Raw genomic sequence first — 15,237 nt, 5'->3', positions numbered from 1 at the left:
CTTTCACCACCGTCAAAGCCTTGCTGGATTTATTGCGCCGCACCATGTAATGCGCGCGCTCCCATGACGGACATGACACTCTCCGACGCCGGGCTTTCGCCTGAAGCGCTGTTCGGCTTGCCCAAGCCGGCAAGCGAAAGCCGTATCGTCGTGGCTATGTCCGGCGGCGTGGATTCCTCTGTTGTGGCAGCTTTAGCGGCAGCGAGCGGGGCCGAAGTTATCGGGTTCACGCTCCAGCTTTACGACTACGGCGCTGCGACTGGGCGCAAAGGCGCATGCTGTGCAGGCGATGATATTGCCGATGCCCGCGCTGTGTCTGACCGGCTCGGCATCGCGCATTACGTGTTCGACCATGAAAGCGCGTTTCGCGAAGATGTGGTTGAACAGTTTGCCGATGAATATCTTGCCGGGCGTACTCCGGTCCCATGCATTCGATGCAATATGGGCCCGAAATTTACCGACCTCTTCCGTATGGCGCGCGAGCTTGGTGCGGATTGCCTTGCTACCGGCCATTATGTGCAGCGCGTCATGGGTGCAGCAGGCCCTGAGCTTCATCGTGCACTCGATCCAGCGCGCGATCAGTCCTATTTTCTTTACGGAACGACAGACGATCAGCTGGATTATCTGCGCTTTCCGCTTGGCGGCCTGCCCAAATCGCAAGTGCGCGAGCTTGCTGAGCAGGCTGGGCTGCGCAATGCGGCCAAGCCTGACAGCCAGGACATCTGCTTCGTGCCTGATGGCAATTATGCAGGCATTGTTAAGAAGCTACGTCCAGAAGGCGGCGTGCCGGGTGCGATTGTTCACGCACAGACCGGCGAGACGCTGGGCGAGCATCAGGGCATCATCCACTTCACGGTCGGTCAGCGCAAAGGTCTTCAGATCGGCGGCCAGCCAGAGCCGCTTTATGTGGTCGGCGTCGATGCTGAGGCGCGCGAAGTGCGTGTTGGCCCCAAGCGCATGCTCGCAACGTCAGCGGCGCTCATTACAGAAACCAACCGTATCGGCCCGCTGCCCGATAGCCCGCTAACCGCAAAAGTGCGCAGTCTGGCGAAGCCTGTGCCTGTCACGCTTGAAGGCTCGCTCGGTGATGGAGCGGAAACGCGGGTGCATTTTGCCGAGCCTGAATATGGCGTTGCTCCCGGTCAGGCGGCGGTGATCTATGCTGGCGAGCGCGTGATCGGTGGCGGCTGGATCGAAGAGACAGCCAGCGCGGCCTAAAGCCTTTCCAGCTGGGTCAGTCTTCCCACTTTTCCAGAACGCAGCCATATCCTTCGCGATAATAAGCGGTATTCGCTGCGATAAGCGGGAAGCGCGCAGTCACGCTCTTGGCGTCGCCATTTGCTCTCAGCGTCACAAGCTCCATTCCGGCTAGCTTGTCCTTCGCGCAGTCATCCATGCTGCGCCCGGCAACATAATGGCATGAGCAAGCAACCCGCGCGGAATAGGCTGTCGCAACATCAGTATAGCCGCCGATAGGCGCGCGATAGTACCAGCCAATTGCGGCAAGGGCTGCGAGGATGGCGAGCAAGGTCCACCAGCCGCGCTTGCTTGACGCCCGTTGCGACTGTTTGGAACTTTTCGCCATTGCCAATCCTGTGTCCTTGCGCAAGGAAGCGCGCATGCAATTCAAACGGTCGCGCACCTCTATCGCCAGCCTCGCCATGCTGCCAGCCCTAATCCTTGCGAGCGCGAGCTGCTCTGCACCTGAAGCTGTTGATGCGCCTTTGAGCGATGAAGCCATGGCAGCTGTGGCCGAAGATGCGGGCGCACCGCGCGAGGATCTCGCTCGGCAGGTCGATGACCTGTTCTCGAAGGAAGGTATCGGGGAAACCCGCGCGCTGGTCGTTATCGCCAATGGCAAACTTGCTGCGGAACGGTATGGCGAAGGCTATGATGCCGACACTCGGCATATCAGCTGGTCGATGGCGAAGACTGTGTCTGCGATGCTGATCGGCATGCTGGTCGCCGATGGTCGGTTAAGCGTTGAAGAGCCTGCGCCTGTAAGCCTGTGGCAGCGTCCCGGCGATCCGCGCGGCGCGATTACTCTTAAACATCTCCTCCAGATGCGCAGCGGTTTGCGCCACACCGAAGCAGGCGATCCACCTTATGAATCGTCTGAAGTGCGCATGCTGTTTCTTGACGGGCGCGACGACATGGCGAGCTGGGCGAACGAACAACCGCTGGAAGCCGAGCCGGGCGAGACATTCGAATACTCCTCCAGCACCAGCGTGATCCTCGCTGACATTGCCGCGCGCGCTTTGACCCGCAGCGATGATGCGGAAACGCGGCGCACAGCGGTGGCTGATTATCTCGCAGCGCGCCTGTTCGAGCCGCTCGATATGACGAGCATGGTGCCTGAGTTTGACGCTTCGGGAACGCTGATAGGCGGAAGCCTCATGCATGCAAGCGCGCGCGACTGGGCCAAGCTTGGCGAGCTGATGCGGCGCGGCGGCAAAGCGCCGACGGGCGAACAATTGGTGCCTTCGAACTGGGTCACCGCGATGGTCCGGCCAAGCCCTGCGAGCCCGCATTACGGCTATCAGACTTGGCTCAACCGCGAATATCGCGAGGCCGGTTCGGACTTGCCCCATCCTCTGTTCCCTGACCGCGCGCCTGAAAGCGTGTTCGCAATGATCGGGCATATGGGCCAGTATGTGATCGTCTCACCAAGCCAGCGGGTCACTATTGTCCGGCTCGGCCATTCCAACCGCGAAGAGCGTATCGCGATGATGCAAGAGCTGGCGGATATTCTGGAATTGTATCCCGTCCGTTGACTGAGGGCGCGGGTGGCCGGGCCCTAAAGCTCAGAGATAAAACTCGCCCGCAACGACTGTGACACATGGCCCGCCGAGCCACGCGCGCTCGCCATCTAGCCGCAATGTAAGGTCGCCGCCGCGTTCGCTTGCCTGATGTGCGCGCAGATTGTTGCGCCCCAATCGCGCGACCCAGAACGGGGTCAACAGCGAGTGAGCGGATCCGGTTACGCTGTCTTCATCGACCCCGCCACCCGGCACAAACACGCGGCTCACGCAGTCATAGCCTGATCCCGGATCGCCGGGCGCAGTGGCGATGAACTGGTCCTTGCCCAAAGCGCCCAGCGCGCGAATTTGCGGTTCGAGCGCGCGGACCTCGGCTTCGGTTTCATAAAGGAAGATGTGGTAGCGGATCTCCTTGCCCTGAGGGCGATAGATCGCGGTCGGATTGCCTCCCATGAGCGCCGTCGCATCGCTATCGCCGGGCATGGTCTCGGTCGCAGGCAAGCCGACTACATACCCGTCTCCGTCGCGGCGCACTTCAAGGATACCCGACTTGCGCGTGCGGAACCGAATGTGATCTCCGCCATCGCGCGTCAGCAAGACATGACCTGCCGCCAGCGTCGCGTGACCACACAGCGCAATCTCGTAGGTTGGCGTGCACCAGCGCAGCTCCCAATCCGCTTCACCAGTGTCATCGCGCACGACGAATGCAGTTTCAGCAAACAGGTTTTCGCCGCCAATCTTCACCAGCGTGTCATCCGGCAGCCATTCGTCAAGCACCATCACTGCCGCCTGATTCCCGCCAAAGGCTGAGGCCGCGAAGGCGTCGACATGCCAATAGGGGATTGCGGTTGGCGATGTGCTCATTGATCTTTCTCCAGTTTTGCCAGTTCGTCAGTTTCAGCCAGCGGATTGCCGGGTTCATCGACGTGACCTTCAGGGTCGATATGTATCAGCAGCTCCATATCGGGGAACTCTGCCAGCATGTCAGCTTCTACCCGCTCGATGATGCCATGGGCTTGTTCGACGGTCATGTCGCCGGGCAAATCGACATGGAACTGCACGAAGTCGCGAGTGCCGGTCGAGCGAGTCCGCAAATCATGCAGGCTCTCAAGCTCCGGATGACGCGCGGCGATGGCGACGAGTTGCTCGCGCTTTTCGGCCGGCCATTCACGGTCCATCAGATTGTCGATCGCTTCGCCGGCAGCACGCCACGCGCCCCAGAGAAGCCAACCCGCAATCGCGAGGCCGAATAGCGGGTCCGCCATCGCAAAGCCCATCACCTGATCCAGCACCAGCGCAGCAATCACGGCAAGGTTGAGCAATACGTCCGTCTGGTAGTGCAAGTGATCGGTCTTGATCGCGACTGAGGAGGTCTTGCGGATCACGTGCCGCTGCCACGCGAGCAACAGGAAAGTCGCCGCAATCGCGATGAGCGAGACGGCTACGCCTTCCTCCAGACCTTGCGTCGGGGCGCCGTCGATCAAGCGACTGATGGCACGAAAGCCGATCCCGGCCGCTGACAGCGCAATCAGGATGACCTGGAACATGGCTGAGAGGGACTCCGCCTTGCCATGCCCGAAGCGGTGGTTTGCGTCGGCAGGCTGTGCCGCTATCCACACACCCACGAGAGTCGCAATGCTCGCAACCAGGTCAAGCGCCGTGTCGGCAAGGCTGCCCAGCATCGCGGTCGAGCCCGTGCGGTATGTCGCCCACAGTTTCAGTCCGACAAGGAAGAGCGCCGTAGCAATCGAAGCATAGGCGGCACTGCGCGTAAGCTCAGCGCGGGTTCTCTCTGCGTCAGACTGCGGAGCTACATTCATGGGTAAAGCAAGCTGTCCTGCCAGCCCTCGTCGGGTCCGCCGCGCACAAACTCGCGCCGGTCATGCAAGCGGTTCGCGCGGTCCATCCAGAATTCGATCCGTTGCGGGCTTAGCGTAAAGCCGGTCCAATGCGATGGGCGCGGCACTTCACCTGCGCCCTTGCACGCTTCTTCCAATTGCTCGATCCGGTCGAGATAGGTCTGGCGATCGCCAAGCGGGCGCGACTGGTCGCTCGCAGCAGAGCCGACCTGGCTCACAAATGGCCGAGAGTGGAAATAGGCATCGGCCATCTCCTCGCTCACTTCAGTTAGCGGCCCTTCGATGCGGATCTGGCGGCGCAGGCTCTTCCAGTGAAACAGCAGGCTTGCCTGCATATTTGCGCGGATTTCGCCGCCCTTGCGGCTCTGCGCATTGGTGTAGAACGTAAAGCCCTCAGGACCATGCCCTTTCAACAGCACCATGCGCACTGACGGCGCACCTTCGGGCGTCGCAGTCGCCAGCGCCATCGCGTTGGGATCATTGGGTTCGCTCTCTTGGGCTTTCGCAAACCATCGTTCGAACAACACAAAGGGGTCGGCGCCCGACGGGATCTCGCTCGTCGCAAGGCGCGCAATCTGTTCAGCGGTTGGTTCAGGCACGGGCCGGTTTTCCTGCTTGTTGGATACACATGTTACACAGTCCAGAGAATGAAATCTCAGGCGCTTTCCATACACGTTTCGACGCGGCTTGCAGCGCATAGTTTGCATGAGGCATTGCCGAAGGCATATGAGGCATTGCCGAAGGCATGACGCGGGACATGCGCGCGTTCCTATGTTTCCCGTCAGGGGTAGGAAAGCGAGGTGAATTGAGCTTCCGCTTAGGTTTGGCTAGTCTGCAGTAATGCCGGAATGGATGGTCATAATTGTTGCTTTGGCGGTGTTTGTCGTCTTGCCCCTCTTCATACCATTCATCTGGTGGCGTTTGGGAATGAAGACGGATTACTTCTTCGAGTACGAATTCTGGTTGCATTTCCTCGGTGTGCCAACGATCGCTGTCGTGGTCGTATTGGTAGGAGATCTCCTTAAGGGTAAGCAGACTGAATATCTCGCCATGCCGACGATCCTTCTTGGCTATGAGCTCATTTTCCTTTTCTTCTACACTGCAGGATTCGTCCACGGACGTTTCAAAAGGCGTAAAGCCGAAGGCATCATCCGAAGTTGATGGGGGCCTTCAATCGTTGAAATGCTCTGAGCCCAGATGAGCATTCATCTTGCACCAAGCCACTGTTGCACCTAGCTAACTCACCATGAGTGATCCGTATCAGACCCTTGGCGTCGCGCGCACTGCTTCTGAAAAGGAGATCAAGAGCGCCTATCGCAAGCTCGCCAAGGAGCTGCATCCTGACCGCAACAAGGACAATCCGAAGGCAGCGGAGAAGTTCTCGAACGTCACCAACGCCTATGATCTCTTGTCCGACAAGGACAAGCGCGCGCAATTCGACCGCGGCGAGATTGACGGCGATGGCAATCCGACCAATCCGTTCGGTGGCGGCTTCGGCGGGGGAGGCTTCGGAGGGCGTCCAGGCGGCGGGCAGCGCGGCTATCGCGCGGAGGATTTCCAGGGCTTTGGCGGTGGGGACGACATGGACCTGTCCGACCTGTTCGAAGGCCTGTTCGGCGGCGGACGCAAACGCTCGGGGCCGGGCAATTTCGGAGGCGGCTTTGGCAGCCAGCGACGCTCGCCCCCTCCCCGCAAAGGCGCAGACATCAATTATCGCCTTTCGGTCTCTTTTATCGATGCAGCCACGCGCAAAGATCAACGGATTACGCTCGCCGATGGCAAGACCATCGACTTGAAGCTGCCTGCAGGTGTCGAGGACGGCACGCAAATGCGCCTTAAAGGCAAAGGCGAAAAAGGCGCAGGAGGTCCCGGTGACGGCCTCGTGCTCGTCGAAGTTGGCAAACATCCGTTCTTCCGCCGCGATGGCGAAAACATCCGCATGGACTTGCCCATAACGCTTGGCGAGGCCTTGCGCGGCGGCAAAGTCAAATGCCCGACAGTCGATGGCCCTGTCATGCTGACGATCAAGCCCGGCACCGATGGCGGCACTGTGATGCGGCTTAAAGGCAAGGGCTGGAGCACCAAGTCGGGCTCGCGCGGGGATCAATTGGTGACGCTGGAGATTCAGCTGCCTGATAATCTCGACGAGCTGACAGAGCGCTTGGACGGCTGGGAAGACAGCCAGGATGTGCGCGCGAAGCTGGGCGTGTAAACGAAGCCTGTGAGCGAAGCTCCCACGCCACCCTCCAAAACCCCTGAGCGCGATGCGATCGGCGATCCAGCGCATGTGCCGGACGATACCCTCCACGTGATCGAGCGTATCCTGTGCTGGTTCGGGCCAAGTTCGCGGGTGTTCCGCGTGACAAAGCGCGCCGCGGTTGGCACGTATAATGACGGCTTCATCCACGCGGGCAATCTCGCTTACCTGTCGATGCTCGCAATCTTTCCTTTCTTCATTCTCGGCGCGGCCTTGTTCACGCTGTTCGGCGAACAGGCCGAGCGCGCGCAGATGATCGGCGCGGTGCTGAGCGCGATGCCGCCGACTGTCTACAAGACGATTGCACCTGTCGCGCAAGACGTAATCGAAGCACGCTCCGGCTGGCTGTTATGGATCGGTGCAGCGGTGGCGCTTTGGACCGTGTCGAGCTTGGTCGAAACCATCCGCGACATCATGCGCCGCGCCTATGGCGCAGAGGCCAAGCACGCCTTCTGGAAGTATCGCTTGTTCAGCTTCGCACTGATACTCGTGTCGGTCGTGCTGCTGATCGTTTCCCTGGTTGTGCAAGTCCTGATTGGGACCGCGCAGCAATTGATTGCAGAACTCATTCCGAACATGGAGGAGTGGGTGTCAACTCTGCGGGTCACGCGCGGCTTGCCAGCAATTGTGCTGTTCGGATCGCTCTGGATGATCTTCTACACTGTCACGCCGGAGCGCTTTCGCGGCAAAGGCTACCGCGTCTGGCCCGGAGCCTTGTTCACAGCGAGCTGGTGGATGGTGGTTGCGACATTGATGCCGCTCGTGCTTGGCAGCGTATTCACCTATGATCTCACCTATGGTTCGCTTGCCGGGATCATGGTCGCGCTGTTCTTTTTCTGGCTCGTGGGCCTCGGAGTGGTTATTGGCGCGGAATTGAATGCCGCCATCGCGCTAACCAAAGCGGGCGGTGACAGCGACAGCTCGGAAGCGAGCACAGATGAGAAGGAAACCCAATGAGCGGATTGATGGCAGGCAAGCGCGGGCTGATCATGGGGCTCGCCAATGACAAGTCTCTCGCATGGGGCATTGCGAAACAATTGGCCGAGCATGGCGCGGAGCTGGCTTTCTCTTACCAGGGCGAGGCGCTTGCCAAGCGCGTGAAACCGCTCGCTGAACAATTGGGCAGCGATTTTGTTTTTGAATGCGACGTTTCGGACATGTCCTCACTCGATAACGCGTTCGCGACCTTGAAAGAGCGTTGGGAAACAATCGACTTTGTCGTCCACGCAATCGGCTTCTCAGACAAGAATGAATTGCGCGGCAAATATCTTGACACCAGCCTCGACAATTTCCTGATGACAATGAACATTTCGGCCTATTCGCTGGTCGCCGTCGCCAAACGCGCGGCAGCGATGATGCCACCGCGAGCCGAAGATGGCAGCGGGGGCGGCTCGATCCTGACGCTCACCTACTATGGCGCTGAGAAGGTCATGCCGCATTACAATGTCATGGGCGTTGCCAAGGCCGCGCTGGAAACCAGCGTGCGCTATCTCGCGAACGACCTTGGTCCTGACAATATTCGCGTAAATGCCATCAGCGCTGGGCCCGTAAAGACGTTAGCAGCAAGCGGGATTGGCGATTTCCGCTACATCCTGAAATGGAATGAGCTGAATTCCCCGCTACGCCGCACAGTCACGATCGATGACGTCGGCGGCTCGGCGCTCTACTTCCTCTCAGACCTTGCGAGCGGCGTTACAGGCGAAGTGCACCATGTCGATGCAGGTTATCATACCGTTGGCATGAAGCAGGAAGACGCGCCTGATATAGCATTGGAGAAGTAGAGCGCGGCCTGCTTGAGCCCGATCAGTCGTTGTCGCTAAGGCGATCAACCAGGATCAGCGAGTTCGTCACCAGCGGTGCCACCTCAAGGAATTTCGCAATAGCCCGTTTGCGTGGGTTATCGCCCACGGCAATAATGTCGCCTGCATAGATCGGCGGGTCCTCATAGTGACCGCGGCGAATACCGGCGAGATTGTAGACCCCGATATATCTCTGACCGTCGACTTCGCGGAAAATCAGCACATCTTCATTGTCTGCAAATTCTGCGCTTCCGCCTGCATTGATCACAGCGCGCATCAGCGAGCGCGAGGTTGAGATCGGATAGGTGCCTGGGTTTGTGACTTGCCCGCCGACCGCAACCGAAGGTGGATCGAATTGAGTCGGGCGAACCTGGACTTGCGGGTCGCGCATGAATTTCTCAGCCAGCTTTGCTTCCAATGTCCGAGCGAGCGCGCCGGGCGTTTCGCCTGAGGCTGCGACATCACCGATCAATGGCATGCGGACATTGCCGTTCTCATCGATCACAAAAGTGCCGGAGAGTTCTGGCGACTGATAGACATTGACTTCAATCTCGGACAGCGGCGTCAGCAGGAAGGGGTTCGTCGCAGTCGGGCGCGGCAGCGTCTCAAGGTTTGCCACTTCGATAGTTGGTGCCCCAGCCACCGATTTGTCGCCTGCGCATGCAGAAAGAGACAAGGCCAGCGCCAATCCTAATCCCGATTTCACCAATGCCGATTTAGTGTGTGACATGCTCACGATCGTCCATCCCCTTTGCAAAACGCATCATGCGCTCTTCGCACTGTACAAATCAACTCAAACTTTTAGCCAAGCCCTTGGCATTCCACGTTTGTTGTCGGGCGCAGTCGAACTTTCGCTCACTACGTATGGATGCCTAGTGGCACAGCGATATGCGTTCGCGCAACCAGTCTACCTTCTATCATGCACAAACCCGGCTGGACGGTGCTGGATGTGAGCCGTAAGGCAAGCTCTGTTATGCGCACTGTTCTCGTCACAGGTTCTGCCGGTTTCATCGGCTATCACCTCTCGCAGCTCTTGCTGGATGAAGGGTTCCGCGTCGTCGGCTATGACGGGATGACCGACTATTATGATGTCGCGCTCAAACAGCGCCGTCATCAGATGCTGCTGCAGAACCCGAACTTCAGCGCCACTGAAGGCATGCTGGAAGATTTCGAGCGGCTCCATGCCCTCGCAATGGAAACACAGCCCGACGTTATCGTGCATTTGGCAGCACAGGCAGGCGTTCGTTACAGCCTTGAAAACCCGCGTGCTTATATCGAAGCCAATCTCGTCGGCACATTCAATGTGATGGAGTGCGCGCGCGAGCTGGAAGTCGATCACATCCTGATGGCTTCCACCAGTTCCGTCTATGGCGCGAACACTGACATGCCGTTTGACGAGCACCAGAAAGTCGACACGCCGCTTACGCTGTATGCCGCGAGCAAGAAAGCCAACGAAGCGATGGGCCACAGCTATGCCCATCTATGGAATCTGCCGACGACGATGTTTCGCTTCTTCACTGTCTATGGCCCGTGGGGACGGCCTGACATGGCGCTGTTCAAGTTCACGCGCGGCATCCTCGAAGGCACGCCGATCGACATTTACAATCAGGGCGACATGCACCGCGACTTTACCTATGTCGCAGACCTTGTGCGCGGCATCCGCTTGCTAGTCGATTCAGCGCCTGAGCGGCCAGACAGCGCCGAGGACATTCCCGAATGGGACAGCCTCTCGCCTGCTGCACCTTACCGCGTGGTCAATATCGGCAATGGCCAGACCGTGCGGCTGATGGATTTTGTTGAAGCCATCGAGGCTGAATGCGGGCGCGAAGCGGTGAAGAACTTCATGCCGATGCAAAAAGGCGATGTTCCGGCGACCTGGGCCGATGCGACCTTGCTGAAAGAGCTAACCGGCTATGCACCGCAAACCGACGTTCGCGAAGGCATCAAGCACTTCGTCGCGTGGTATCGGGACTATTATCAGATCTGATGAGAGGGGAAGCCCGCGCTTACTCAGGCGCAGCTTCGCTGTCTTCGTCCGCATCCTCGACATCGGCGGGCGCTTCCGGTCCGACCAAAGGCGGAAGAGCTGTCTCGGTCGCTTCGCCCGGAAGCGGCGCATCCCGCTCGCGTTCCAGCCGCTCAAGATATTCGCGCTCGATCTGCTCGACCCGCTCTTGTTCAGCAGCAGCATCTTCGTCGATCGTAGAAAGACGCTGCGCACGCGCTTGCTCGATCAGCTGGGCAAAGCGGACATTCGAAGCTTCGCTGCGATCCTTATAAGCCGCATCAATCATCTGTTGCGTGCAGCCAAGGAAGCCGCCTGCGCCCGCCGGGCTGCATGACATTGTGCCGAACTCGCCAATGTAACGAATGCTTTCAACGCGCTGCGACCACGAGCGGTTCTCTGGCGAATCGCTGGTGCGCAAGGCAGCCGGGACACGGTAGCGCTCCGCCTCGACGAGAATCTCGCACACGACGATTTCATTCTCCGCAGCCGATTCCGGGCATTCGCTTTCATCGTAAGCGATAACCATATTGACCTTGTCACCCGCTTCATCCTGCGCGGCAGCAGGCGCCGCAAGCAAGAGTGCCGGGCTGGCAAGGAGAGTGGCGGCGATTGAGCGTTTCATCGGAAGGTCCTCAGTTCAATTCTGGCTTTATGTAAGCGCTCCGGGCACTGAATGCCAGCTGAAGACAGATTGGTCTGCAACGCGGCGACGCGCATTGATCCAGCGCAAATCCTCGAGAAGATTAAATGCGTTCAGCCAGCTTGATGGCTGCACGGCAACCCAGCCGGATCACGCCGGCGAGTAGCGGATAGGCCGGTGCACGCTCTGCACCAGCTGCCAGTGCCGCGTCGCGGTGCTCACGCTCGTCTTCGCGGAATTCTTCAATCATTTCCGCAAGCTCGGGATCGGCATTGGTTTCCTGCAAGCGGTCAAGCTGGTCGGAGTAATGCTTATCGATTTCTTCTTCGACAGCCGCAGTGCACGCCATCGCGGCCTCAGGGCCAATCAAGGCTGTGGTCGCGCCCAGCGCATAGCCTGCGGCAGACCAGAATGGGCGCAGGACCGTCGGGCGAACACCGCGCTCTGCCATGAGCGCATCGAATTTGGCGCGGTGGCCCTCTTCCTGGGCTGCCATTCCAGCGATCTCTGCTGCATGCGGGCCGCGATCGCCCATGACGGCGAGCTGGCCTTCGTAAATTCGCGTCGCGCCAAACTCGCCTGCCTGATCGACGCGGATCATGCGGTGCAATTCTTCTTTGGAGATGCGCGGGCTCGTGGTCATATTCGTTTCTTCTCTTTCCTGATCGTCTTTCGCCTCAACCCCGCTTCAACGCGAACCAGAGCACAGCCAGCCCTGCCCCGCAGGAGATGAGGAAATTGTATCCTGCCAGACTAACGCCGAACAGGTCCCACGGTGCCGAATCGCAGCGCACCAATGGCGCATTGAGGATCGCTTCCATCGGGTCCTGCCCCGGCTCGATCACTGTAGCGCACTGCGTGATGCCTTCCCACCAGCCATATTCAACGCCGGCATGAAAGCCGCCGATAAGGCCGGAAATGATGATCGCGATCCCCGCGAGCGAGACCCACAAGCGTTTAGGGGCCACAAACAGCGACAGCATCGCCAGCACAATCGCGGCGAAATGCGGATAGCGCTGCCACCAGCACATCTCGCACGGGTAAAGTTCAAACACATATTGCGACACGTAAGCGCCGCCCAGCAGTGCAGCGGGGACCGCCACCGCGATCGCCTGTGCGATCCAGAGCCCTCGTTGTGTGCGTTCTGCGTCAGCCATCGGCCGAAGCTATAGTAGTGTTACTTGCGCAATGCCACAGCGCTTGGTGTTGTTCGGCGCAACGTTTCCAGCGCGTAATGCAACTGGAAATCTTCAACGCCTTCCGCTTCAAGCTCTTCGGCGGTTTTCTGGAAGCGCGGATCAGCCAGATCATCGCTTTCCAGCTCTTCATCCTTGAGGCCCAGCTCGTTCACCAGATGACCGCGCAGATCGCTTTCGCGCATCGTATACTTTTTGCGCTTGGCATAGTCAGGATCGGACAGCTGCGGGATGATGATATCGGGCTTGATCCCGCCTTCCTGCACCGAATGGCCTGACGGCGTGAAGTAGCGCGCGGTTGTCAGTTTCAATGCTGTCTCGCGGCTCAGTGGCAGAAGCGTCTGCACACTGCCTTTGCCGAAGCTACGCTCACCCATGACCAGCGCGCGGCGGTGATCCTGCAATGCGCCTGCTACAATTTCCGCCGCTGAGGCCGAGCCCGCATCGATCAACACGATGATCGGCACATCTTCCGCCATGTCGCCGCGGAACACTGATTCTGCATCATAGAGCAGTGTCTCGCCGCGAGCGCGCCCACGCTGCGATACGATCCGGCCTTCATCGAGGAACAGATCAGAGAGCGCGACTGCCTCATCCAGCGAGCCGCCGGGATTGGAGCGCAGGTCGAGCACCAGCCCGTTCAAACGACCGGTGGCTTCTTCCTGCAATGCGTCCCAAGCGGTATAGACGTCTCTGCCGACATCGCGCGAGAATTCATTGACTGTGATTACGCCGATATTGCCAGCAGACAATTCGTGCGTAACCGGCTCAAGCTCGATCACACCGCGCGTCACTTCGACGTCAAACGGTTCGTCACGGCCGGCGCGGAAGACAGTCAGGCGGATCGAGGTGCCGGCCGGGCCGCGCATGCGGTTGACCGCTTCGTCCAGATCGCCGCCATAGATGAGGTCGCCATCCAGATGCGTGATATAGTCGCCCGCCTTAAGGCCTGCTTTGTCTGCCGGACTACCGCGGAAAGGCGAGATGATCTTGACCGCGCCGTCATCGGAAATGACTGACAGACCGAGGCCTGAATAATTGCCGTCGATCAGTGTCGAGAGCCGCCGCATCTCCGCGCCATCGATGTAAGAGGAATGCGGATCGAGCGAAGAAAGCATGCCGTCAATCGCGCCGCGGATCAGCTTTTCATCTTCAACCGGCTCGACATAGCTAGCCTGAATGCGCTGATAGACCGCAAACAGCTTCGCAAACTCATCATTCTGGCGGCTATTGCTTTGTGCAACCACAGTCGTAGTGGTCGCCAATATGGCTCCAGTGGCGATAAGCGCTGTGTTCTTCAGCAAGGCGGGCAGTTTCATGGCGCAAAAGCTCCTTAGTCTTCGCATCAACCTATAACGCGAAATGCCTTAATGCCAGATGAGAGCGGCTTTCTGGCGCTCCACCTGAAGGCTCTGATCACCCATTCGTCGAAAAATACAGTGAATTTGAAGCGAATTTCAGACGTAACGCTCCGAGTCAGCGCAAATATTGCAGCGGATTGACCGCAGAACCATTGCGCCGCAATTCCAGCGTGATTCGCGGATTTCGCACACCTGCAAGGCCGATCGGGCTCCCGCCAATCACTTCATCGCCCGCTTGTACCTCGGCATTGGCAAGGCCCGTCACAAGGCTCGTCCACCCATCATCATGCGCGATAATCACGATCTGGCCATAGCCGCGATAGGGCCCTGCGAAAGCAATCCGTCCGCGCGCTGGCGCGATCACTTGTGCATTGCCGCGCGGGGCGAGCGTCAAGCCGGCGCTGCGAAGACCATCAGCCGCACGCTCGCCAAATCCGGTGACAGTGCGACCTTGAACAGGCAGCTGCAGCTGAGGCGGGCCGCCGCCGGGGGCACTGCCAAGATCGATGGAAGGACGCGCCTCTACCCGCGCATCTTCAGGCCGGGCAGGCCGCATGATTGGCCCCGGAAATTGTGCAAGCTCTTCGCGCAAGCCGGTCGCTGCATCCAACTGCCCGACGAGCGCGTCGAGATCGCGGGCCTGTTCCGCCAGCTCGAGTGCGCGTTCATTTTCGCGCGCTGCTGCCCCGCGCACTTCGCGGCCCGCAATGCGTTGCTGTGCGGCAAGTGCATTTAATTGTGCACGGCGTTCTTCGAGTTCGCCTTCACCTTCGCGCAGTTCAGCAAGTGCCATTTCCGTCTCTGCTTTCAGCGCTTCGCCTTCCGCGATATCCTCACGCAGCCCTTCTGTGCGACTGCGGACCTCCGGCATAGTGGTAGACAGCACAGCGCGGACATAGACGGTGTCTTTCAGGGAGCCGGGCCGCAAGGCTGACAGCGCCAGAGGCCGGCGCGCCATATTCTGCAAAGCCGCCGCTAATCGCGTTAGTGGCTGGCTCTTCTCAGCAAGCCTCGCATCGAGCTCTTCGCGTTGTGTCGCGATCAAGGCAATGCGCGCTTCAGCGGCTTGAATTTGCGCTTCGGATTGCTGGATTTCCGCAGCCAGCGCAGCCGCTTGTGCCTGCGTTTGCTCTTCGGCTTCGCTCGCTTCACGCGCTTCGGCGTTGAGAGCCTCTGCGCGCTCCGCAGCCGCAGCGGCAGCATCCTGGGCTTCCTTCAAGGACATGCGCGCATCAGCAGCCTCGCTGCCGCGTGCGCCTGACGCGAAATCGGTTTGCGCGCCGGTCAATGCAGGCACAGCCGTGATGGCCGCACCGCATAAGAGCACTATTCCCAAAACTGAAGCCATCGCGCGCATG

Annotated in this window: 17 protein-coding genes; 7 read left to right on the top strand and 10 right to left on the bottom strand. The window is 59.4% G+C overall.

What is annotated here, in order from left to right; translation table 11 throughout:
• Positions 1-63 precede the first annotated feature (63 nt).
• Entirely contained in the window at positions 64-1,218 is a 1,155-nt protein-coding gene (gene mnmA, locus HUO12_RS11175) for a tRNA 2-thiouridine(34) synthase MnmA (RefSeq protein ID WP_176273671.1), read from the top strand.
• Between the two features lie 16 nt (positions 1,219-1,234).
• On the opposite strand, the gene HUO12_RS11170 is transcribed toward mnmA, so the two are convergent.
• Positions 1,235-1,585 carry a hypothetical protein gene (locus tag HUO12_RS11170; RefSeq protein ID WP_176273670.1) on the bottom strand — a complete coding sequence of 117 codons (351 nt, stop codon included), beginning with the start codon at positions 1,583-1,585 and terminating at the stop codon, positions 1,235-1,237.
• 34 nt (positions 1,586-1,619) lie between these two features.
• Here HUO12_RS11170 and HUO12_RS11165 point away from each other — a divergent pair, with 34 nt between their 5' ends.
• Complete coding sequence (locus HUO12_RS11165; protein WP_176273669.1) at positions 1,620-2,774, top strand: serine hydrolase domain-containing protein; 1,155 nt, start codon at positions 1,620-1,622, stop codon at positions 2,772-2,774.
• Between the two features lie 30 nt (positions 2,775-2,804).
• Here HUO12_RS11165 and HUO12_RS11160 read toward each other — a convergent pair whose 3' ends face one another.
• From HUO12_RS11160 to pdxH, 3 genes are read right to left on the bottom strand one after another with little or no spacing between them, the layout of a single operon-like run.
• Entirely contained in the window at positions 2,805-3,623 is an 819-nt protein-coding gene (locus HUO12_RS11160; protein WP_176273668.1) for a PhzF family phenazine biosynthesis protein, read from the bottom strand.
• Positions 3,620-4,579: a cation diffusion facilitator family transporter gene (locus HUO12_RS11155; protein ID WP_176273667.1), complete on the bottom strand. Its 960-nt coding sequence runs from the start codon at positions 4,577-4,579 to the stop codon at positions 3,620-3,622. Before HUO12_RS11155 ends, HUO12_RS11160 begins: the two co-directional genes overlap by 4 nt.
• On the bottom strand, positions 4,576-5,193 hold the full coding sequence (gene pdxH / locus HUO12_RS11150; RefSeq protein WP_332310431.1) for a pyridoxamine 5'-phosphate oxidase: 618 nt from the start codon (positions 5,191-5,193) through the stop codon (positions 4,576-4,578). Before pdxH ends, HUO12_RS11155 begins: the two co-directional genes overlap by 4 nt.
• Positions 5,194-5,458: 265 nt before the next feature.
• On the opposite strand from pdxH, the gene HUO12_RS11145 reads away from it, so the two are divergent.
• The 4 genes from HUO12_RS11145 (at position 5,459) to fabI (ending at position 8,656) form a co-directional block, all read left to right on the top strand.
• Positions 5,459-5,779, top strand: a complete 321-nt coding sequence (locus tag HUO12_RS11145; RefSeq protein ID WP_176273666.1) for a hypothetical protein — start codon at positions 5,459-5,461, stop codon at positions 5,777-5,779.
• Between the two features lie 85 nt (positions 5,780-5,864).
• Positions 5,865-6,830: a DnaJ C-terminal domain-containing protein gene (locus tag HUO12_RS11140; protein WP_176273665.1), complete on the top strand. Its 966-nt coding sequence runs from the start codon at positions 5,865-5,867 to the stop codon at positions 6,828-6,830.
• A 9-nt stretch (positions 6,831-6,839) separates the two neighbouring features.
• Positions 6,840-7,832: a YihY/virulence factor BrkB family protein gene (locus HUO12_RS11135; RefSeq protein WP_332310408.1), complete on the top strand. Its 993-nt coding sequence runs from the start codon at positions 6,840-6,842 to the stop codon at positions 7,830-7,832.
• A complete protein-coding gene (fabI, locus tag HUO12_RS11130; RefSeq protein WP_176273664.1) occupies positions 7,829-8,656 on the top strand; it encodes an enoyl-ACP reductase FabI in 828 nt (275 codons plus the stop codon). The genes HUO12_RS11135 and fabI overlap by 4 nt, the downstream gene beginning before the upstream one ends.
• Positions 8,657-8,678: 22 nt before the next feature.
• Here fabI and HUO12_RS11125 read toward each other — a convergent pair whose 3' ends face one another.
• Complete coding sequence (locus HUO12_RS11125) at positions 8,679-9,317, bottom strand: polysaccharide biosynthesis/export family protein (RefSeq protein ID WP_176273663.1); 639 nt, start codon at positions 9,315-9,317, stop codon at positions 8,679-8,681.
• A 330-nt stretch (positions 9,318-9,647) separates the two neighbouring features.
• Here HUO12_RS11125 and HUO12_RS11120 point away from each other — a divergent pair, with 330 nt between their 5' ends.
• Positions 9,648-10,661, top strand: coding sequence for a GDP-mannose 4,6-dehydratase (locus HUO12_RS11120; protein ID WP_176274431.1), 1,014 nt, complete (start codon positions 9,648-9,650; stop codon positions 10,659-10,661).
• A 19-nt stretch (positions 10,662-10,680) separates the two neighbouring features.
• On the opposite strand, the gene HUO12_RS11115 is transcribed toward HUO12_RS11120, so the two are convergent.
• From HUO12_RS11115 to HUO12_RS11095, 5 genes are all read right to left on the bottom strand, one after another.
• Positions 10,681-11,304: a hypothetical protein gene (locus tag HUO12_RS11115; RefSeq protein ID WP_232367381.1), complete on the bottom strand. Its 624-nt coding sequence runs from the start codon at positions 11,302-11,304 to the stop codon at positions 10,681-10,683.
• A 121-nt stretch (positions 11,305-11,425) separates the two neighbouring features.
• A complete protein-coding gene (locus HUO12_RS11110) occupies positions 11,426-11,965 on the bottom strand; it encodes a demethoxyubiquinone hydroxylase family protein (RefSeq protein ID WP_176273662.1) in 540 nt (179 codons plus the stop codon).
• 34 nt (positions 11,966-11,999) lie between these two features.
• A complete protein-coding gene (locus HUO12_RS11105) occupies positions 12,000-12,479 on the bottom strand; it encodes a disulfide bond formation protein B (protein WP_176273661.1) in 480 nt (159 codons plus the stop codon).
• A gap of 20 nt (positions 12,480-12,499) precedes the next feature.
• Positions 12,500-13,837, bottom strand: coding sequence for a S41 family peptidase (locus HUO12_RS11100; protein WP_176273660.1), 1,338 nt, complete (start codon positions 13,835-13,837; stop codon positions 12,500-12,502).
• Positions 13,838-13,994: 157 nt separating this feature from the next.
• Complete coding sequence (locus tag HUO12_RS11095) at positions 13,995-15,236, bottom strand: murein hydrolase activator EnvC family protein (protein ID WP_232367380.1); 1,242 nt, start codon at positions 15,234-15,236, stop codon at positions 13,995-13,997.
• Between the last annotated feature and the right edge of the window lies 1 nt (position 15,237).

The organism is Altererythrobacter lutimaris (assembly GCF_013371495.1).
Lineage (GTDB): Bacteria > Pseudomonadota > Alphaproteobacteria > Sphingomonadales > Sphingomonadaceae > Erythrobacter > Erythrobacter lutimaris_A.
This window is presented reverse-complemented; position numbering and strand designations above follow the sequence as displayed.